This is a genomic window from Idiomarina solivarensis, from assembly GCF_033052755.1.
In the GTDB taxonomy this organism is placed as follows: Bacteria; Pseudomonadota; Gammaproteobacteria; order Enterobacterales; family Alteromonadaceae; genus Idiomarina.
Window position 1 is genome coordinate 772,684 of sequence record NZ_JAVFHZ010000001.1, and the last position, 19,749, is coordinate 792,432.

At 46.0% G+C, this 19,749-nt stretch carries 16 protein-coding genes; 5 read left to right on the plus strand and 11 right to left on the minus strand.

Translation table 11 applies throughout. The features are described from left to right. Positions 1-37 precede the first annotated feature (37 nt). On the minus strand, positions 38-664 hold the full coding sequence (gene rlmE, locus RBK99_RS03855; RefSeq protein WP_317503312.1) for a 23S rRNA (uridine(2552)-2'-O)-methyltransferase RlmE: 627 nt from the start codon (positions 662-664) through the stop codon (positions 38-40). Between the two features lie 91 nt (positions 665-755). On the opposite strand from rlmE, the gene yhbY reads away from it, so the two are divergent. Continuing rightward, on the plus strand, positions 756-1,052 hold the full coding sequence (gene yhbY, locus RBK99_RS03860) for a ribosome assembly RNA-binding protein YhbY (protein ID WP_317503313.1): 297 nt from the start codon (positions 756-758) through the stop codon (positions 1,050-1,052). Here the strand turns inward: yhbY and RBK99_RS03865 are convergent. From RBK99_RS03865 to grpE, 10 genes are all read right to left on the minus strand, one after another. Continuing rightward, the gene (locus tag RBK99_RS03865) at positions 1,049-1,576 is read right to left on the minus strand and encodes a hypothetical protein (protein ID WP_317503314.1); all 528 of its coding nucleotides are present in this window, start codon (positions 1,574-1,576) and stop codon (positions 1,049-1,051) included. The genes yhbY and RBK99_RS03865 overlap by 4 nt on opposite strands. 144 nt (positions 1,577-1,720) lie before the next feature. Then, entirely contained in the window at positions 1,721-2,197 is a 477-nt protein-coding gene (gene greA, locus RBK99_RS03870; RefSeq protein WP_317503315.1) for a transcription elongation factor GreA, read from the minus strand. Beyond that, entirely contained in the window at positions 2,194-5,418 is a 3,225-nt protein-coding gene (gene carB, locus RBK99_RS03875) for a carbamoyl-phosphate synthase large subunit (protein WP_317503316.1), read from the minus strand. Before carB ends, greA begins: the two co-directional genes overlap by 4 nt. A gap of 58 nt (positions 5,419-5,476) precedes the next feature. Continuing rightward, a complete protein-coding gene (gene carA, locus RBK99_RS03880) occupies positions 5,477-6,622 on the minus strand; it encodes a glutamine-hydrolyzing carbamoyl-phosphate synthase small subunit (protein ID WP_317503317.1) in 1,146 nt (381 codons plus the stop codon). A gap of 159 nt (positions 6,623-6,781) precedes the next feature. Continuing rightward, positions 6,782-7,588: a 4-hydroxy-tetrahydrodipicolinate reductase gene (gene dapB / locus RBK99_RS03885; protein ID WP_317503318.1), complete on the minus strand. Its 807-nt coding sequence runs from the start codon at positions 7,586-7,588 to the stop codon at positions 6,782-6,784. Further along, on the minus strand, positions 7,588-8,820 hold the full coding sequence (locus RBK99_RS03890; RefSeq protein ID WP_317503319.1) for a dicarboxylate/amino acid:cation symporter: 1,233 nt from the start codon (positions 8,818-8,820) through the stop codon (positions 7,588-7,590). Before RBK99_RS03890 ends, dapB begins: the two co-directional genes overlap by 1 nt. A gap of 129 nt (positions 8,821-8,949) precedes the next feature. After that, complete coding sequence (locus RBK99_RS03895) at positions 8,950-9,783, minus strand: M48 family metallopeptidase (protein WP_317503320.1); 834 nt, start codon at positions 9,781-9,783, stop codon at positions 8,950-8,952. 49 nt (positions 9,784-9,832) lie between these two features. Next, positions 9,833-10,987 (minus strand): molecular chaperone DnaJ, encoded by a 1,155-nt coding sequence (dnaJ, locus tag RBK99_RS03900; RefSeq protein WP_317503321.1) that lies wholly within the window; start codon positions 10,985-10,987, stop codon positions 9,833-9,835. A 102-nt stretch (positions 10,988-11,089) separates the two neighbouring features. Beyond that, positions 11,090-13,018, minus strand: a complete 1,929-nt coding sequence (gene dnaK / locus RBK99_RS03905; protein WP_317503322.1) for a molecular chaperone DnaK — start codon at positions 13,016-13,018, stop codon at positions 11,090-11,092. A 105-nt stretch (positions 13,019-13,123) separates the two neighbouring features. Next, on the minus strand, positions 13,124-13,789 hold the full coding sequence (gene grpE, locus RBK99_RS03910; protein ID WP_317503323.1) for a nucleotide exchange factor GrpE: 666 nt from the start codon (positions 13,787-13,789) through the stop codon (positions 13,124-13,126). A 142-nt stretch (positions 13,790-13,931) separates the two neighbouring features. Between grpE and nadK the strand changes: the two genes are divergently transcribed. From nadK to RBK99_RS03930, 4 genes are all read left to right on the plus strand, one after another. Further along, a complete protein-coding gene (nadK, locus tag RBK99_RS03915) occupies positions 13,932-14,810 on the plus strand; it encodes an NAD(+) kinase (RefSeq protein WP_317503324.1) in 879 nt (292 codons plus the stop codon). A gap of 80 nt (positions 14,811-14,890) precedes the next feature. Further along, positions 14,891-16,555, plus strand: coding sequence for a DNA repair protein RecN (recN, locus tag RBK99_RS03920; protein ID WP_317503325.1), 1,665 nt, complete (start codon positions 14,891-14,893; stop codon positions 16,553-16,555). A gap of 86 nt (positions 16,556-16,641) precedes the next feature. Continuing rightward, positions 16,642-16,992: an outer membrane protein assembly factor BamE gene (locus RBK99_RS03925; protein ID WP_317503326.1), complete on the plus strand. Its 351-nt coding sequence runs from the start codon at positions 16,642-16,644 to the stop codon at positions 16,990-16,992. A gap of 29 nt (positions 16,993-17,021) precedes the next feature. Further along, positions 17,022-19,745: an insulinase family protein gene (locus tag RBK99_RS03930; protein WP_317503327.1), complete on the plus strand. Its 2,724-nt coding sequence runs from the start codon at positions 17,022-17,024 to the stop codon at positions 19,743-19,745. Positions 19,746-19,749: the final 4 nt, after the last annotated feature.

A 19,749-nucleotide genomic window follows, 5' to 3' on the forward strand; every position in this document is an offset into this window, starting at 1 on the left:
TATTACCTCTATTAAAAATCAACTACCCAACAGGGTACTACAGTTTATAGTCTGTCGCTACCAAGTAGACCTCTCTCGAGCGTGCTCGCGAGGACTCCGGTTTTCTCGTTTTCACATTGTTAAATGCTGCTCTTATATCTTTCAAAAAGGATTCAAAACCCTGTCCTTGAAAGACCTTTACCGCAAAGCTTCCGCCGGGTTTCAAAACCTGATGACACATATCCAGAGCCAACTCGACCAAATACATCGAACGAGCCTGATCAACCGTGCCATTGCCACTCATGTTCGGTGCCATATCGGACAGCACCACATCAACATTTTTACCGCCAATACGCTCCAGCAGTGCGTTAAGTACCAATTCTTCACGAAAATCCCCCTGAAGGAAATCGACTCCGGCGATTGGGTCCATCGCTAAAATATCACACGCGATGATTTGCCCGTCTCCGTTGAGATAGTCAGCCACGTATTGCGACCAACCACCGGGCGCAGCACCTAGATCAACGACGGTTTGACCCTTTTTGATCAGTTTATCCCGCTGTTGAATTTCTTCTAACTTAAAAACGGCCCGGGAACGCAGTCCCTTCTTTTGCGCTTTTTGGACAAACTGATCGTCAAAATGTTCTTTCAGCCAGCGTTGACTGCTCACACTGCGTTTTTTTCCCATGATTTAACGAAGTTTCCTTAATTGTCTGGCCTGAATACCTGATCTGGCGTTACAATGTTAAAAAATCAAGCTCTAAAACGGATATTATCGAATGTCATTAAGCAATAAGCAAAAACAACACTTAAAAGGGTTAGCACACCCACTCAAACCTGTCGTGCTACTTGGGGCTAACGGCCTGACCGAAGGCGTACTTGCTGAAATAGAGCAAGCTCTTGATCACCATGAACTGATTAAAGTGAAAGTTCCGGAGGAAGACCGAGAGCTAAGAAAACAAATAATGGCCACTATTGTACATGAAACGGGGGCCGCTGAAGTGCAAATTATCGGTAAAACACAAGTAATCTACCGCGCGGCGGAAGAGCCCAAAATTCGGCTTCCCCGAGGCTAACAGACTTTAGTCGCAGGCTGCAGAGCTAGTGCTTTAGCAACGAACTGCAGTGCCTGCGACTTTTCTATCCACTTATCTGTTGTTGCAAAGTACACGTCAAGCATCAGCGCCAGGCACCGCTCATCATTTTCCAGCCCATAAGCTTTTAACAAAGGCTCTATTTTTTTGTGGGCTTTCAGAAAGTCCAATCGCCGTTTGCGTTCTTCTTCAGCAACACTGACTTTCAGATACTCATTCTGAGTATAAGAATACGTTGGCTCATGCAGAGTGTACCCGGGAGCGAAGAACCAGTTTAAAGAGATTTTTTCCTGCAGAAGCTTGCGAATAATGTCCGCAAAAGGGAGTTTATTACTGCGCTTCCAATTTGCATAATCGTTAGGATTACGACCTAACCATAGCGATACATCTTTAAAAGTCCCTTTTTGTGAAATGACCTTTAAACGTTCAAAGCACTCCGAGACCGTTAACTCATCGACAGGTGTGTGCTGGGGAGTTTGCAGTGGTGATGACGATTCCTTGTCCATTGCCGTTCTTCTTTTGTCCGTTGAATGTTAAAAATAAGTTGCAAACTATACAACATCCCGTACAAAAAACAAACGAACTTGTCTCCTAAAAAGCAAAAAGGCTGGTAAACTTTCGTTTCCAGCCTTTTTAAAACACAACGTGTTTTACTTATATTCAACAGCAACAACTTCGTATTCAACTTCACCGTTTGGTGTTGTTACCGTTGCAATGTCATCAATTTCCTTACCGATTAATGCGCGGGCAATAGGCGAATTCACAGAGATTAAATTCGATTTAATATCGGCTTCATCATCACCTACAATCTTGTAAGTCACTTCTTCATCAGTTTTGGTATTGTAAACGGTGACTGTTGAACCAAAAATAACTTTGCCATTGTTCGGCACTTTAGTGACATCAATAATCTGTGCATTTGAAAGCTTTGATTCAATTTCCTGAATTCGGCCTTCACAAAACCCTTGTTGTTCACGCGCAGCATGATACTCGGCATTTTCTTTCAAATCGCCGTGCTCACGAGCATCAGCAATAGCTTCGACAATGCGCGGGCGCTCAATCGTTTTTAAACGCTTAAGTTCATCACGCAGCAGTTGCGCGCCATGTTCCGTCATTGGAATCTGGTTCATATTAACGATACCCTTTTATGTAATTCTTGCACCGAGCTCACCCGAGCTCGATCATCCGCTGTATTTGCTTTAACTGTCGCAAACGCAGCATTTAATGTTGTGGTATAAATCACTTTATTCAACAGTGCTTCGCGACGAATATAGACTGAGTCTTCAATCGCCTGACGCCCTTCTACTGTGTTAATAATATAGCAATATTCACCGTTTTTAATTGCATCAACAATATTAGGACGACCTTCCTGCAACTTATTCACTATACTGCAATCAATGCCTTCATCACCAAGCATTTTAGCGGTACCTCGTGTTGCTTCCAGACTAAAACCTAAAGCCAATAAGCCTCGGGCTAAGTCCATCAGACGTTGCTTATCACTGTCTTTCACTGAAATCAGTGCTTTCCCTTTTTTCGCCAGAGCTTCACCGGCTCCCAGATTTGCTTTAGCATAAGCCTCTTCAAAGCTTTCGCCGACACCCATAACTTCGCCGGTAGAGCGCATTTCAGGACCTCGGATTGGATCCACACCCTGAAACTTAGCAAATGGAATAACCACTTCTTTTACCGAATAATACGGTGGAATGATCTCTTTAACGTAACCTTGCTGTTGCAGAGACTGTCCGACCATCACCCGTGCAGCGACTTTGGCTAAAGGTACCCCTGTTGCTTTAGAAACAAAAGGTACTGTCCTGGCAGCTCTTGGGTTTACTTCGATAAGATAAATCTCTTCGTCTTTCACCGCAAATTGTGCGTTCATCAAGCCGTTGACGTTTAATTCAAAAGCCAATTTGCGCATTTGTTCACGCAGTTGCGCCTGAATAATGTCACTCAAAGAATAAGGAGGCAACGAACAAGCGGAGTCACCAGAGTGAACACCAGCCTCTTCTATGTGTTGCATAATGCCGCCAATTAAAACATCGGTACCGTCGCAAATTGCATCAACGTCTACTTCAACGGCGTTATCAAGGAAACGATCCAGCAGTACAGGCGCATCATTCGATACTTTGACCGCGTCGGTTAAATAACGTTGCAAATCGGCTTCATCGTAAACGATTTCCATAGCCCGGCCACCCAATACATAAGATGGACGCACAACGAGTGGGTAGCCGATACGTTTGGCTTCGGTAAGCGCTTCATTAAACGCTGTTACAGTCGCGTTTTCAGGCTGTTTCAAGCCAAGTCGCCGTACCGCGGTCTGGAACCTTGCGCGGTCCTCAGCACGGTCGATAGCGTCCGGCGAAGTACCTATAATTGGCACACCATTCGCCTCAAGTTCACGCGCAAGTTTTAAAGGCGTTTGGCCGCCATATTGAACAATAACGCCTTTCGGCTTTTCAATACGGACAATCTCCAATACGTCTTCAAGAGTAATAGGCTCAAAATAAAGGCGGTCAGAAGTATCGTAGTCGGTCGAAACCGTCTCTGGGTTACAGTTGACCATAATGGTTTCGTAACCATCCTCTCTAAGCGCCAGCGAAGCATGTACACAGCAGTAGTCAAATTCAATACCCTGCCCGATACGGTTGGGCCCGCCACCAATAACCATAATTTTGTCGTTGTCGGACGGTTTTGCCTCACACTCTTCATCATAACTTGAATACATGTAAGCGGTACTGGAGGAAAATTCAGCCGCACAGGTATCGACGCGCTTGTAAACCGGATGAATTTTAAATTTATGACGTTTCTTACGAACTTCTGCTTCACTCACGTGCAGGACATCTGCGATACGAGAGTCAGCAAAACCCCGGCGTTTTAATACAGTCATAACCTCGGAAGAAAGGCCCGCTAGCCCAAGTGCATCCACTTCTTTTTCAAGGTTAACCAACTCTTCTATTTGAATAAGGTACCATTCGTCGATATGCGTCAATTCGAAAACTTCACGAACCGTCATCCCTAAGCGGAAAGCGTCAGCAATATACCAAATTCGCTCGGCACCTGGTTCTTTTAACTCGCGGATAACCTTTGAGCGTGAATCTTTGGCTTCGGGGTCGACAATAGGGTCAAAACCCGAGGCACCCAGCTCTAAACCTCGAAGGGCCTTTTGCATCGACTCCTGGAAGTTCCGGCCAATCGCCATGACTTCGCCCACCGATTTCATTTGTGTCGTTAGTCGGTCATTACAATTAGCGAACTTCTCAAAATTGAAGCGAGGGATTTTTGTTACGACATAGTCCAGAGCAGGCTCAAACGAGGCCGGAGTTTTTCCGCCGGTTATCTCATTTTCGAGTTCATCAAGGGTATAACCAACCGCAAGCTTCGCAGCAACTTTAGCAATTGGGAAACCGGTCGCTTTGGAAGCTAAAGCCGATGAACGAGACACTCGTGGGTTCATTTCAATGATGACCATACGTCCGGTGTCAGGGTTTACGCCAAACTGTACGTTGGAGCCCCCCGTTTCAACACCAATTTCACGCAGAACGGCCATTGCCGCATCACGCATTAGCTGGAACTCTTTGTCCGTTAAGGTTTGCGCTGGTGCAACGGTAATAGAATCACCAGTATGAATGCCCATAGGATCAAAGTTTTCAATGGTACAGACAATAATGCAGTTGTCGCTCTTGTCGCGAACCACTTCCATTTCATACTCTTTCCAACCGAGCAATGATTCATCAATGAGCAGCTCATTCGTTGGCGAAAGATCCAAACCCCGACGACAAATTTCTTCAAATTCTTCGCGGTTATAGGCGATACCGCCACCGCTCCCACCCATGGTGAAAGAAGGCCGAATAATACACGGGAAACCAAGCCTGCTCTGGATATCAAAGGCTTCTTCAAGACTGTGAGCCATTTCCGCATTTGGTGTATCCAGACCAATCGCTTTCATCGCCTTATCAAAACGATCCCGGTTTTCGGCTTTATCAATAGCATCGGCATTAGCTCCAATCATCTCTACTTTGTAGCGTTCCAACACACCATGACGGTCTAAATCCAATGCACAGTTCAGTGCCGTTTGCCCACCCATGGTCGGTAAAACGGCATCCGGGCGCTCACGCTCTATAATTTTTTCAACGACTTCCCAATGAATTGGCTCAATGTAAGTCGCATCAGCCATTTCCGGGTCGGTCATAATGGTAGCAGGGTTGGAGTTTACCAAAATAACTCGGTAACCTTCCTCGCGCAGCGCTTTGCACGCTTGAGCGCCGGAGTAATCAAACTCACATGCTTGGCCGATAACAATCGGGCCTGCACCCAGAATCAGAATGCTTTTAATGTCGGTACGTTTTGGCATAAAGTCGCTCTATCTGTCCTTTCGCTACGGATGACGGCATCGAATTAAATTCGATAGATCAGGCATTGGCCTGCATCAATTCAATAAAGTGGTCAAACAGTTCACTGGCATCGTGCGGACCAGGGCTTGCTTCCGGATGCCCCTGGAAACTGAATGCTGGCTTATCTTTACGATGAATTCCCTGAAGTGTTCCATCAAACAATGAGACGTGGGTGACTTCCAGGTTATTCGGCAACTGTTTTTCGTCAACGGCAAAGCCATGGTTCTGGCTGGTAATCATTACCCGTTTCGTTTTTAAATCTTGTACCGGGTGATTAGCGCCGTGATGACCGAACTTCATTTTCATTGATTGGGCACCACTGGCTATAGCCAATAGTTGATGTCCAAGGCAAATACCAAAAATTGGGATGTTTTTATCCAGCAAGGTCTTTATTGCGGTAATTGCATAATCGCACGGCTCGGGATCACCGGGACCATTCGATAAGAAAACACCATCCGGTTTTAATGCCAGAACGTCTTCGGCGGATGTCTGCGCTGGTACAACAGTAATTTTACAGTTGCGGTCAGCTAATAAACGCAAAATGTTATGTTTACAGCCGTAATCGTAAGCAACCACATGGTATTTGTTTTGCTCTGGTTTAGTATGGCCCTCACCCAGTTGCCAGCTACCGCCTGACCAATCGTAGGGCTTATCGCAACAAACTTCTTTAGCAAGATCCATACCCTTCAACCCAGGAAACTTTTGTGCCAGTTCCTGCGCTTTATTCTCATCAAGTTCCCCGACCATGATACAGCCATTTTGCGCGCCCTTTTCTCGCAGGATGCGGGTTAAACGGCGCGTATCAATGTCAGCAATTCCGACAACATTATGACGTTGCAAATAGGCACTCAGCGTTTCTTCACTACGGAAGTTGCTGGCTTTCATTGCTAAATCTCTAATGATAAGGCCTTTCGCCCAAACCTGATCGGACTCGGCATCTTCCGAGTTGATACCAGTATTGCCTATATGGGGATAAGTGAGAGTAACGATTTGTTCAGTATAAGATGGGTCGGTAAGAATTTCCTGGTAGCCTGTCATGGCCGTATTGAAGACCACTTCGCCGACTGCGGAGCCTTCGGCTCCAATAGCGGTCCCGCGAAACACGGTCCCATCAGCAAGCACCAGAATCGCTCGTTTAGCGGATTGACTCGCTAGAATACTCAAGGGCAACCTCCGTACATAAAAAAACGGGTGAATCAATAATTTGACTTCCCCGTTTAGCGTCCTGAACCGCGCATTTTTGCCAAATCACGCCAGCCTTCGGACTGATTCAGGCAAATTGCACTTATTCTACGAAATTTTACGAAAATCGTCCAGCGGTATTTATCGCTTAATCAAGCGCTGGAGAATCTCTTGCAAGTTAAGTGTATCCTGCAAGCTATACAAACCGGGAGCTTGCTCGTCCAGCCACTTAGCAGCACGTAGTGCACCATCGGCGAAAATTTTACGATCACTGACACGATGCCCTATTTCAACTCGCTCGCCAGCAAGTGCTAAAGTGACCTGATGCTCCCCAACAATATCGGCAGCCCGCATCACAGAGAAACCTATTCCCTTCTCGCTACGCTGACCATCAGCCCGAACGCCGTCATTCACTTGTTCCCAGCTTTGTTGCCTGCCGTTTGCTGCAGCTTCGCCCAGACTTAAAGCTGTGCCGGACGGGCCATCCTTTTTGTGTCGGTGATGTGCCTCAAAAATTTCAATATCAGCATCAGGCAATGCAGCACTGCTTAATCCGACAAGCTGTTCCAACAAAGCAATACCAATACTGGTGTTGCTGGCATATAGCACAGGTATAGCTTCAGCCGCCTGAGCAAGGCGCTCCTTTTGTTCGCTGTTTAATCCAGTCGTACACACGACAATTGGCAACTGATACTGCTCAGCGAGTTTTAAATTTTCAGGGAGTGCTTCAGACAGTGAAAAGTCGATCAGGACGTCAATTTGTTCAGGTTGTAATTCTTTTGCACTGATAAAATGAACCGGTTCATTATCGGTCGCACTTTTCCCGTAAAACGCACTGTCTTTTTTGACAATTGCCGCTCCTAAGGTCGCGCTATCATCGTTTTCCAACGCCTGTATAACGGCTTGCCCCATTCTGCCTGAAGCACCGAACACGCCCACATTAATCATTATTTCGACTCCGTTGCTAATTGAGCTTGATCCTGCAATAGGTTTTCACTTCGTGCAACTACTCTCGAGACCATCATATCCCCGGTAACATTGGTCAACGTTCTCACCATATCAATAATACGATCAATCGCAGCGATAAACGCAATACCTTCCAGAGGTAAACCAACAACGTTAAGCGTGACCGTTAGCATCACTAAAGCAGTGCCAGGGACACCGGCGGTTCCGACTGACGCCAGAGTAGCTGTCAGCATGATTAAGCCGTAGTCCATCCACTCTAACGGTATTCCATAAAGCTGCGCAATAAAAATAGACGCTACCGCAGGGTATATTCCACCACAGCCATCCATATTAATGGTGGCACCCAGTGGCAGAACAAAGCTTGCGTAATCTTTTGAGACCCCTAGCCGCTCAGTAACTGCTCGGTGAGCCGCCGGTAAAGAACCAAATGAACTACACGTGGTAAACGCGACTATTTGGGCATCAAATATGGCTTTGAAAAACTGCCACGGACTCATGCCTCCGGCAGTTCGGACTAAGCCACCATAAACTACGACAATATGAATTAGGCAGGCTAAATAGATAACGCCGACAAATTTTGCTAATGGCAACAGCGTACTGAAGCCGTATTCACCAACAACCCATGACATCAATCCAAGCACACCAACAGGAGTCAACTGCAGCACCATACGAGTAATTTCGTACATCACTTCGGCGCCTGACTTTATGGTTTTACGTAAAGGCTCACCTTTGTCTTTCAACCGCTGAATAGCAATCCCAACGAGAGCCGCAAAAACAACGATTTGCAGCACATTACCTTCAGTTAATGCCGCAAAAGGGTTGCTTGGCACGAAGTTAAGGAAAACGTCTACTATGCCGGGAATTTGTTTTTCGTTTTGCTCTGTTGCGGTCAACGTAGCCACTGGACTCATGTCAATTAAGCTGGCCAGCGTTAAGCCTATTGCACTGGCGATAACGGCGGTAAACATGAATAAACCAACCGTTTTTACACCCAGACGCCCTAGCTTCTTCCCGTCATTTAGATCGGTAATGGCACTGACAATGGCACAAAAAATAAGCGGTGCAACCAGCATCTTAATGGCTTTTATAAACAGATCGCCGAGCGGCTTCAGTGCAACACCTACGTCAGGTGCCAAACCGCCTATCAGCATGCCTAAGATAAAAGCACCTAAAACACGTTGCCAAAATGGAATTGCAAACCACGCTTTAAACATACTTCCCCAGCCACTTAAGAAAAAGGTCGTTAGGGTAAAACGTCGAAGAAAGCGGTAAAAAGAATAAATTGAACTAGGTTATAACTTTTTAAAAGGCGAGAGAGCCCACCAAGCTCTCTCTTAACCGATTTAGTCTGAACTATCTAATGAGGCGGGACGCTCGCAGTCAGGTATTTCCCCTGCGGCGCGGGCGGCTTGATAACGATCCTGCAAAGACGGGATTAATGCTTCTAAGTCTTTAATGCGTGTTTCCGGATTCGGGTGGGTCGACAATAATTCAGGCGGTGTACCTCCGCCAGATGCAGACTGCATGTTACGCCAAAGCTCAGGGGCCTGCTGCAGTTTAAACCCCGCATCGGCCATATACCTCAAACCCAATTCATCCGATTCAGATTCATGAGTGCGCGAATAAGGTAATAGAATACCAACCTGGGCTCCAACTCCTAATGCAGCCATCAATAATCCGGCTTCATCACTTTCGAGTTGTGTACTCGCTAACAGGCCGCCTAGCTGCAAGCCCAAACCGACCATCATATTGCTGGAAATACGTTCATTACTATGTCCGGCAATAACGTGACCTATTTCATGGCCAATAACAGCCGCTAACTGGTGTTGGTTTTCAGCAACTTCCAGTAAGCCATTGTAAACACCGATGTAGCCACCCGGTAAAGCAAACGCATTAACCGCTGGCTCATCGAAAACAGTGACTTTCCAATCCATCTGGCTATACTCTCCAGGCAGATCTTCAATCAGTGTATTGGTCACACATTGAACGTAGGCGTTAACCTCCGGATCTTTATTAATTTCTTGCTTTTCACGCATTTCATCATAAGAGGCAGCCCCCATTTTACTCAGCTCATTGCTTGAATACAGCTGCAGCTGCGAGCGCCCGGTCGGTGATTTTGAGCAGCTCGCCAGTACCACTAGCATACAAGCACTTAACGTCACTGTTTTCCAATTCATTGACTGCCTCCGGTATTTTCTGTCATGCACTTATATAGTGATAGACAATCTAACTGCGTAAGTCATCAAAAAACTGCTTAACCCCGTCAAAAAAACCTTTTTCTTTCGGGCGAAACTTAGCAGCTTCATCGCCAGTACCCATAGATTCTTCAAGTTCTTCCAGCATTTCCCGTTGTTTAGATGACAGGTTAACCGGTGTTTCAATCACAACTTTACAAATTAAATCACCAACCGCTCCGGTACGTACCGACTTAACGCCCTTGCCACGCAGTCTGAAATGCTTACCAGTTTGAGTTTCTTTTGGCACCTTAAGTTTCACTTTGCCTTCTAGAGTCGGTACTTCAATATCACCACCCAATGCCGACTTAGTGAAGCTTACCGGTACCTCACAGAATAGGTTATTGCCATCGCGGGCAAATATCGGGTGTTCACGCACATGGACCTGAACGTATAAATCACCCGCTGGAGCACCATTTTCCCCAGCTTCACCTTCGTTAGCTAACCGAATGCGATCACCGGTATCAACACCAGACGGTATCTTCACCGATAGGGTTTTGGTTTCTTCTTTACGTCCCTGTCCATGACACGTGCGGCATGGATCGCTAATAATTGTTCCTTTACCGCGACACTGTGGACAGGTTTGTTGTACAGCGAAAAATCCTTGGCGCATCTGGATCTGACCGGCTCCGTGACAATGTCCGCACGTTTGAGGCTTGCTGCCTTTTTTGGCGCCACTGCCACCGCAATCACCACACTCAACTAAGGTTGGGATTTCCAGTTCCACGGTCTTGCCGCGTACCGCTTCTTCCAATGAAAGATCCAGGTTATAGCGCAAATCAGCACCGCGTTGAGCGCGAGCTTGCTGGCGTCTTCCTCCACCGAAGATATCACCAAAGACATCGCCAAAGATATCAGCAAAATCAGCACCACCGCCGCCGAATCCGCCGGCACCATGGCCGCCACCGCCTTGACGTGCTTGTTCGAAAGCCTCGTGCCCATATTGATCATACATCTGGCGTTTTTGAGGATCGGAAAGGACTTCGTACGCCTGTTTAATTTCCTTAAACTTAATTTCCATCTCTTTATCACCCTTGGTTCTATCCGGGTGATACTTCATCGCCATACGTTTGTAGGCTTTCTTAATGTCACGTTCGTTGGCGTCTTTTGATACGCCCAGAACTTGGTAAAAATCTTGCGTCGCCATAATTCTTCGTCTTCTATCTGTGCTGTTGTGTCAGCCTGATACAAATACACGGGTATTACCTTGCGGCAACACCCGTGTGCTTTTGCGAAGTTGCCTTAATGCTTACTTCTTATCGTCGTCTTTTACTTCTTCGAATTCAGCATCAACGACATCGTCATCCGCTTTGGAGGACGACTGCTCGCCGCCCGCAGCACCTTCAGCACCTTGCTGAGCTTGTTGCTGCTGAGCTGCTTCCATCAGTTTCTGTGACGCTTCCATCAGCGCTTGAGACTTCGTATCGATGGCTTCTTTATCGCCATCTTTAGACGCTTGCTCTAACTCTTCACAAGCTTTCTCAATCGCATCTTTGTCTTCCTGAGACAGTGCATCACCCACTTCTTTCAACTGGTTACGAGTTGCGTGAACCAAACCGTCTGCTTGGTTACGTGCCTGTACCATTTCTTCAAACTTCTTATCTTCCTCAGCGTGAGCTTCAGCGTCTTTAACCATCTTGTCGACTTCAGACTCATCCAGACCAGAAGACGCTTTGATAGTGATCTTCTGTTCTTTACCCGTGTCTTTATCTTTCGCTGACACGTGCAGGATACCGTCCGCATCGATGTCAAAAGTGACTTCGATTTGTGGCACACCGCGAGAGGCAGCGCGAATTCCTTCGAGGTTAAACTGACCCAGAGATTTATTATCCCCTGCGCGTTTACGCTCACCCTGGATAACATGGATAGTTACTGCAGACTGATTGTCTTCCGCAGTTGAGAAGGTTTGCGACTCTTTAGTTGGAATCGTTGTGTTTTTCTCAATCAGCTTGGTCATCACGCCGCCCATGGTTTCAATACCCAGCGACAGAGGACATACGTCTAGCAACAATACGTCTTTAACATCACCTTGCAGAACACCAGCCTGAACCGCAGCGCCTACCGCTACCGCTTCATCAGGGTTCACATCGCGGCGAGGTTCTTTACCAAAGAAGTCCGTTACCGCAGCCTGTACTTTCGGCATACGAGTCTGACCACCCACCATTATGATGTCCTGGATATCGCTGACAGATAAATCCGCATCCGATAAAGCTTGCTTCAATGGCTCAAGCGATTTCTTAATCAAGTCTTCAACTAACGATTCCAGCTTCGCACGGGTCACTTTAATCGCCATGTGCTTAGGACCGGTATTATCTGCCGTAATGTACGGCAAATTAACTTCGGTTTGCTGCGCTGATGACAACTCGATTTTCGCTTTTTCTGCAGCTTCTTTCAGACGCTGCATTGCCAGCGGATCTTTGCGCAGGTCAATACCCTGATCTTTTTGAAACTGCTCAACTAAGTAGTTGATTAAGCGGTTATCAAAGTCTTCACCACCTAAGTGCGTATCACCGTTAGTGGCCAATACTTCAAACGTGTGCTCGCCTTCAACTTCATCAATTTCAATAATTGAGATATCGAATGTACCGCCACCTAAGTCATATACAGCGATAACATTGTCACCGGACTTTTTGTCCATGCCATAAGCCAATGCCGCCGCGGTTGGCTCGTTAATAATACGTTTTACGTTTAGTCCCGCAATTTTACCGGCATCTTTCGTTGCCTGGCGCTGAGCATCGTTAAAGTACGCCGGAACTGTAATAACAGCATCCGTTACTTCTTCACCTAAAAACTCTTCTGCGGTCTTCTTCATCTTTTTCAGAACTTCAGCAGAAATCTGCGGTGGTGCTTTTTTCTCACCATCAATTTCTACCCATGCATCGCCATTGTCTGCTTTAACGATGCTGTACGGCATAATACCGATATCGCGCTGTACTTCTTCGTCCTGAAAGCGACGGCCAATTAAGCGTTTAATTGCATACAGTGTTTTATTTGGGTTGGTCACAGCCTGGCGTTTCGCCGGCGAACCCACCAAAATTTCGCCGTCGTCAGTAAATGCAACTACTGACGGCGTTGTGCGATCGCCTTCGCCGTTTTCAATAACACGTGCTTTACCACCGTCCAGTACAGCAACACAAGAGTTTGTTGTACCTAAATCAATACCAATCGTTTTACCCATGATTCGTCTCCAACTGCTAATTCATGTAATTTGTTTCGTTACCCCTTATCTGGGGTGGTTATGTCTCAATTTCAATACCCAACACAGGGATAATTTTCAATTTAGCTACGCTTTTGTATCAACACCCGAGCTCGAGCCACGCGCAACCATCACCATAGCCGGACGCAACAATCGACCGTTAAGCTCATAGCCTTTTTGCATCACTGCCATTATGGTGTTGTTTGGATGTTCATCTGACTCTTGCATCGACATCGCTTGGTGCTGATCGGGATTAAAGGCTTCACCTTCTTCACCGATGGCTTTGACACCAAACTTCTCCAGTGTCGAGGTTAAACTTTTGTAGGTCAGCTCTATACCTTCGACAAAGTTTTTGTTCGACTCATCTTCTTTATCAGCCAACTGAAGCGCACGTTCTAAGTTATCAACCGAGGTCAATATCTCATTAGCGAATTTTTCTAACGCAAACTTATGTGCTTTTTCCACATCCTGACTCGCACGACGACGAACATTTTCCATCTCAGCCTGAGTGCGAAGGACTGAATCACGTTGATCATTCACTTTTGCCTCAGCTTTGCTTAAAGCCAGCTCTAGCTCAGCAATTCGGTCAGTTTGCTCAGACGACAAGCCTGCGGTTTCTGCCTCATCCGCTGTAATATCTTGCTGCAAGGCATCTTCTGCGGCTTGTGCAGCTTCCTGCTCAGCTTTTTGCTGCTCTACTGTCGGCTCGTTAGCCGCTTCAGCTTTTTGCTTTGACTTGTTTTTGTCGGTCATAAGTGACTCTCTTTAACCAGTTTAAAATTGACGTTGCAGAGTTAATGGGGGCAAGTTTTTTTCTTTCAAGGGGATTTCTCTCACTTGATAAATTTTCTTGTGCATCGTAGCGTAAGCACACGACCGCATAAGGATTCCGTCAATGAGTGCTTTTAAAAAAATTGGGTTACTTGGCAAAGCGAATGATCGTGGCACCCAGTTAACCCTGGAAACCATTACCACCGCGTTGACTCATCGCGGCTTTACTCTGTGTCTGGAAGCACGCACAGCTGAACAACTCACCTTACCTGACCAGGTAGAAACACTGAACCTGCAGGAGCTGGGTGAATGGGCAGAAATTGCCGTTGTTGTTGGTGGTGACGGAAATATGTTAGGCGCCGCACGGGCCCTGTGCGAGCACAACGTGGGTGTCATCGGCGTTAACCGGGGTAACTTAGGTTTTCTGACAGACTTAGATCCCGACGAAGTAATGACACCTCTTTTAGCGGTTTTAAACGGAGACTATCACGTTGAAGAACGCTTTCTGCTTTCCGCCGAAGTGATCAGTGACGGAAAACCCTCAGGCACCGGTAGAGCAATTAATGAAATTGTACTGCACTCAGACAAAGTGGCCCACATGATAGAGTTTGAACTCTATGTGGATGACCATTTTGTTTTTAGTCAGCGTTCCGATGGGCTCATTTGCGCCACCCCCACCGGTTCAACTGCGTATTCCTTATCCGGCGGCGGCCCTATTCTGCATCCGGGTCTAGATGCAATGACGCTGGTGCCTATGTTTCCGCACACCTTAAGCAGCCGCCCAATCGTAGTTGACGGGAATAGCGCTGTTCGACTTAAAGCAGCGTACGACAATGACTTACTTCAAATTAGCTGTGATGGTCATGCAAGAATGACCGTTCACCCTGGCGATGATGTCATTATCAAAAAATACCCAAAAGCACTGCGGATGATCCATCCAATAGACCACAATTACTATCATGTTTTACGCAACAAACTGGGTTGGGGTAGCCGACTTTTTTAAAGTGTAAACTTGCATTTTGATAAGACTGCTGTATAAATACTGTATAAACTGTACAAATAAACAGTATTGGAGCGAAAACTATGTTATCCCATTTAACTATTCGCAACTTTGCCGTGGTTAAGTCATTAGACATTGAGTTTCATAACGGCATGACCGCTATTACCGGTGAAACCGGAGCAGGAAAATCAATTGCCCTGGACGCTCTCAGTCTTTGCCTCGGCAGCAGAGCCGACGCAAACTGGGTTCGCCCGGGACAGGAAAAAGCAGAAATTACCGCCGTTTTTACACTAGACACTGATAGTCCAGCCTATCATTGGTTAAGCGCCAACGAATTTGATACTGACGATGATTGCGTATTACGTCGAATTGTTCAACGCGACGGACGCTCCAAAGCCTGGATAAACGGGACCCCTGTACCATTAAGCCAGCAGAAATCTCTGGCACCATTGCTGGTGAATATACACGGTCAGCACGAACATCAGCTGTTGCTGAAGGAAGACCATCAACTCAACTTGCTTGATAGCTACGCCCGTCATCAACATTTACTGGATAAAACCCAGAACGATTACCGCAACTGGGCCTCTGTTGAAAAGCAATATCAAAGCTATCAACAACAAAAAGAAGAGCTTGATGCCCAACGCCAGTTACTGGAATATCAGGTTAGCGAGTTGAACGAATTTGCTTTGGCAGACGGAGAGTTTGAAGAACTAGAACAAAAGCACAAACGCTTAAGTAACAGTAAAGTGCTATTGGAAGCCGGCGTATTTGCCTTGAATGCTCTTTATGAAGGTGAGCACAATAATGCCTCGAGCCTGGTTCAGTCAGCCAGCCAACGGCTGGCGGAAGCGGCCGAAATGGACACCGCACTATCGCCTATTCACCAGCTGCTTCAGCAAGCAAAAGTGCACATTGAAGAAGCCGCACTCGAGTTACGTCAGTATCAGGATGATCTCGAACTGGATCCGACAGAGCTTCAACTAATTGAGGAGCGCTTAAGTGCTGCCATTCATTTAGCAAAAAAACATCAAATACCCGGCTCAGAACTCAGCCATCAACACCAAAAGTTAGTCGATGAATTAAATAATCTGGAACAAGCGGGCGAGCAGGCTGAAAAACTTGATGAAGAAAGGCAGAAAGCACGCAAAGCTTATAGAGAAAGCGCACAGAAGCTATCAACCAGTCGAGAGCAAGCTGCTGCAGAGTTAAGCCAAAAAATCAGCAACTCAATGCACGAGTTAAACATGCCGCATGGCCGTTTCGTTATTCAGGTTGAACACGACCCCACTGCAAGAGCCACTCGCTTTGGTACCGATCAGGTCGGCTTTTTAGTAACAACAAACCCAGGACAGCCCATACAAGCTCTTAATAAAGTGGCCTCCGGTGGTGAACTTTCAAGAATAAGCCTTGCCATACAGGTGATGACAGCCACGCAGAAAACGGTTCCAACCATGATGTTTGACGAAGTGGATGTTGGTGTCAGTGGACCAACTGCAGCGATTGTAGGCTCAATGCTAAAAGCGTTAGGCGATACAGCACAAGTCATATGTGTCACTCATTTGCCTCAAGTGGCAGCAAAGGCCCATCAACAGCTGCAAGTGAGCAAGACAACTGACGGCACTGAAACGGAAACAGCTGTCGTTGCTTTAACAAAAGAACAAAGAGTTATTGAGTTAGCGCGTTTGTTAGGAGGTGATAAAGTCACCGACATGGCAAAAGCCAACGCAAAAGAGTTACTAGCAAGTTAAATTCGTTCTGGACTGGCGTTCGGTGAAGTCATTGTTTATCATCAACGCCAATAGACTCAATGGAAATTAATTTTAATAGGTATTTCATGTCAAGATTTGGAGTTTTTCTGGCTGCCGTCATTGCCTTAAATGGCTGTTCCTTGCTCGACAAAATGGTTTATCGCATTGATATCCCTCAAGGAAATTATCTTGAGCAAGATGACGTTGATAAGTTACGTGTCGATATGACTCAAGAGCAAGTCATTTACGTGTTAGGAACTCCGGTTGCTGACAATAGTTTTAATTCTGAACGCTGGGTATACCTCTATCATTTGGATCCGAATACTGGCAAAGATTATCGAAAGGAACTTGTTTTAACCTTTAACGATAAAAAGCTTCAGGACATGAAAGGTGACTTTGATAAGCCTGAAGAGTTTACTCAACCACTGGATCAGTAACTCGCCTAAAGTAGACAGCAAGGAGAATTATGGCGAACTCTTCACTCACTGATGAGGTCGTCCGTGTTGTCCGAAGTTCTGGAGACAAACGTGACTATCAACACCTGACATTAGATAACCAACTACAGGTGTTGTTGGTTCATTGTCCAGATAGCCCCAAAGCGGCAGCATCGGTTGCTGTCAATGCCGGCCATTTCGATGATCCAAAGCACACACAAGGGTTAGCACACTTTCTTGAACACATGCTCTTCTTAGGGAGCCACTCGTTTCCTGAGCCTGCAGCTTTTGGTCACTTCTTAAACCTACATGGCGGTCAGCACAACGCCTGGACCGGAACTGAGTTTTCTAACTTCCACTTCGACTGTAATGCGAATGCGCTAGCACATTCCTTAGAATTTTTTTCGGCCATGTTGAAAGAGCCGTTGCTATCCAATTCATGGATAAATAAAGAAATACAGTCCATTGAATCTGAATTTCGCTTAAAAGAAAACGATGAACTTCGACGTCTGTACCAAGTGCATAAAGTCACTGCAAATCCACAGCATCCTTTTAGTCAATTTTCAGTGGGTAATCTCAAGACACTTAAGGATGATGAGTACGGAAGCCTAAAACATAAATTACAAAGCTTTTTCCACGAGCATTATGTTGCTCAAAGAATGCGCTTGGTTATTTCGGGTCCACAGTCTATTCAGGAACTGAGTCAATTAGCGAGTAAATACTTTGCTGATATTAGACAAGAAAGTCGACCTAAAACCCCGGTTACAGAGCCGCTTTACCTGCAACAACAAACCGGTGTATGGATAAAAGTTAAACCGATCAAGGTCGCGTACCGCTTAATTTTGACACTTCCTTTACCCAGTATTGACGATGATTACGCCCATAAAACCACCAGCTTTATTGCCCACTTATTAGGTTATGAGGGGCCAGGAAGTTTATTTAGCACCTTACGCGCCAAGGGATGGGTTAACTCTCTTTCCGCGGGCGGGGGCATCAGCGGCAGTAATTTTAAAGATTTTAATATTAATTTGCAGCTTACAGAAGCCGGTCGGCGTAAAGCTGAACTCGTCGTCCAGTGGATTTTCGCGTATATCCGAAAGATTGAGAGTGAAGGTATTGAAGATTGGCGCTACAACGAAAGACGCATTACCACAGAAATGAGTTTTCTGTATCAAGAACCCACGCCGGTTGGAGAACTTGCTAGCCAATTATCGGTTAACTCGTTTCATTATAAGCCAAAGGATATCTTATACGGCGATTACCGAATGGACGGTCTTAACCATTCTTATGCACAGTTTTTATTGGGTAAAATGACAGCGAGAAATGCGCGCATAACCTTAATTGCGCCAGACGTTAATACGACTCAAGTGGCTCCAATTTATCATACCGAATATAGTCTGGAAGCTATCGACTCGTCTCAACACAACCTATTTGAGTCAACACCAGAAAGTTTTAAGTGTGAATTGCCAAAACCTAACCGCTTTCTTAATGCCCATTTTGAACCTTTACCGTTGGAATCTGGCGGCTCCCTGCCCACCCTAATTGAAGACAGCGAACAGCTACAATTATGGCACTTACAAGACCGGGATTTCAGAGTTCCTAAAGGCCATATTTATCTATCACTAAAGTTACCGGCAGTGACCAGCTCCGCCTTAAACTTTGCTACGGCAAGATTATGGTCAGAATTGATGATAGATGCTTTGAACGACGATCTCTACGACGCTGAGGTGGCGGGACTTCACTTTAATATCTATCCAACTCAAAATGGGATAACAATACATACAACAGGGTTGTCCGCAGGTCAGATCCCGCTCATGCAGCACCTCATTCGACGCGCTTTAAAGACCCGCTTCGCGCGACGCCGCTGGTACGATCTAAAACAAAGCTTGCTCAGTAACTGGCACTCAGCTCACCAAAATCAGCCATTGAACAAACTTTTTGCTGAATTAAATCAGCAGTTGCAGTCAAGATTATTTCGGTTAAATGACTTAGCCTGCGAGTTGTCGCCTATTTCCTTTCGACAATTTACTGTCCAGGTGGCTAAACTATTCTCTCCTATTCATATCACTGCATTTGCTCATGGTGACTGGCAAAAAGAGCATGCGTTGCAACTGAGCAAGCTGATAAAAACCAATTTGCCCAGCTCACAAAGTGCGCCGACCAAAGTCCCGCCAATAAAACGTGTACGCTCGTTTGTCTCTCAACAACTTAAAGTACCCTCAGAGCATTCAGATACCGCAGTGCTTCTCTATTATCAAGGTGGGGACGACACGGCAACCGAGCAAGTTAGTTTTATGCTTTTACAGCAGCTAATTCATCAACCCGTATTTCAGGCGTTAAGAACAGAGAAGCAACTTGGTTACGTAGCGGGAAGCCAATATTTTCCGGTTCAACGGCTGCCAGGCATTTTATTTTTTCTTCAATCGCACGAGGCTAACGCTAATCGTCTTTATAAAGAGACAGAAGAGGTCATTAAGCAACAACTTGACATGCTTGATAAACTGACACTTAAGGAATGGCATCATGCCAAATCGGTACTCAACCAACAAATAAAAACGGTTGATCGCAATCTTCGAGTGCGTAGCCAACGCCTTTGGGGTGCGATCCAGCTTGACGATACCGGATTTAACCGTCAGCAGCAGTTACTGTCTGCGTTAGATCATTGCCAGTTAGCCGAGTGGATAGAACGAATAAATCAGCGATTAAATGACCAAAGCCAACTACTAAAGCTTCAAACCGAAGAGATGACCAAGTAGAATA

Excerpts from the sequence above, each read along its gene's own strand:
- rlmE (WP_317503312.1), bottom strand. The coding sequence starts at position 664 with ATGGGAAAAAAACGCAGTGTGAGCAGTCAACGCTGGCTGAAAGAACAT.
- yhbY (WP_317503313.1), top strand. The coding sequence starts at position 756 with ATGTCATTAAGCAATAAGCAAAAACAACACTTAAAAGGGTTAGCACAC.
- RBK99_RS03865 (WP_317503314.1), bottom strand. The coding sequence starts at position 1,576 with ATGGACAAGGAATCGTCATCACCACTGCAAACTCCCCAGCACACACCT.
- greA (WP_317503315.1), bottom strand. The coding sequence starts at position 2,197 with ATGAACCAGATTCCAATGACGGAACATGGCGCGCAACTGCTGCGTGAT.
- carB (WP_317503316.1), bottom strand. The coding sequence starts at position 5,418 with ATGCCAAAACGTACCGACATTAAAAGCATTCTGATTCTGGGTGCAGGC.
- dapB (WP_317503318.1), bottom strand. The coding sequence starts at position 7,588 with ATGATTAATGTGGGCGTGTTCGGTGCTTCAGGCAGAATGGGGCAAGCC.
- RBK99_RS03890 (WP_317503319.1), bottom strand. The coding sequence starts at position 8,820 with ATGTTTAAAGCGTGGTTTGCAATTCCATTTTGGCAACGTGTTTTAGGT.
- RBK99_RS03895 (WP_317503320.1), bottom strand. The coding sequence starts at position 9,783 with ATGAATTGGAAAACAGTGACGTTAAGTGCTTGTATGCTAGTGGTACTG.
- dnaJ (WP_317503321.1), bottom strand. The coding sequence starts at position 10,987 with ATGGCGACGCAAGATTTTTACCAAGTTCTGGGCGTATCAAAAGACGCC.
- dnaK (WP_317503322.1), bottom strand. The coding sequence starts at position 13,018 with ATGGGTAAAACGATTGGTATTGATTTAGGTACAACAAACTCTTGTGTT.
- grpE (WP_317503323.1), bottom strand. The coding sequence starts at position 13,789 with ATGACCGACAAAAACAAGTCAAAGCAAAAAGCTGAAGCGGCTAACGAG.
- nadK (WP_317503324.1), top strand. The coding sequence starts at position 13,932 with ATGAGTGCTTTTAAAAAAATTGGGTTACTTGGCAAAGCGAATGATCGT.
- recN (WP_317503325.1), top strand. The coding sequence starts at position 14,891 with ATGTTATCCCATTTAACTATTCGCAACTTTGCCGTGGTTAAGTCATTA.
- RBK99_RS03925 (WP_317503326.1), top strand. The coding sequence starts at position 16,642 with ATGTCAAGATTTGGAGTTTTTCTGGCTGCCGTCATTGCCTTAAATGGC.
- RBK99_RS03930 (WP_317503327.1), top strand. The coding sequence starts at position 17,022 with ATGGCGAACTCTTCACTCACTGATGAGGTCGTCCGTGTTGTCCGAAGT.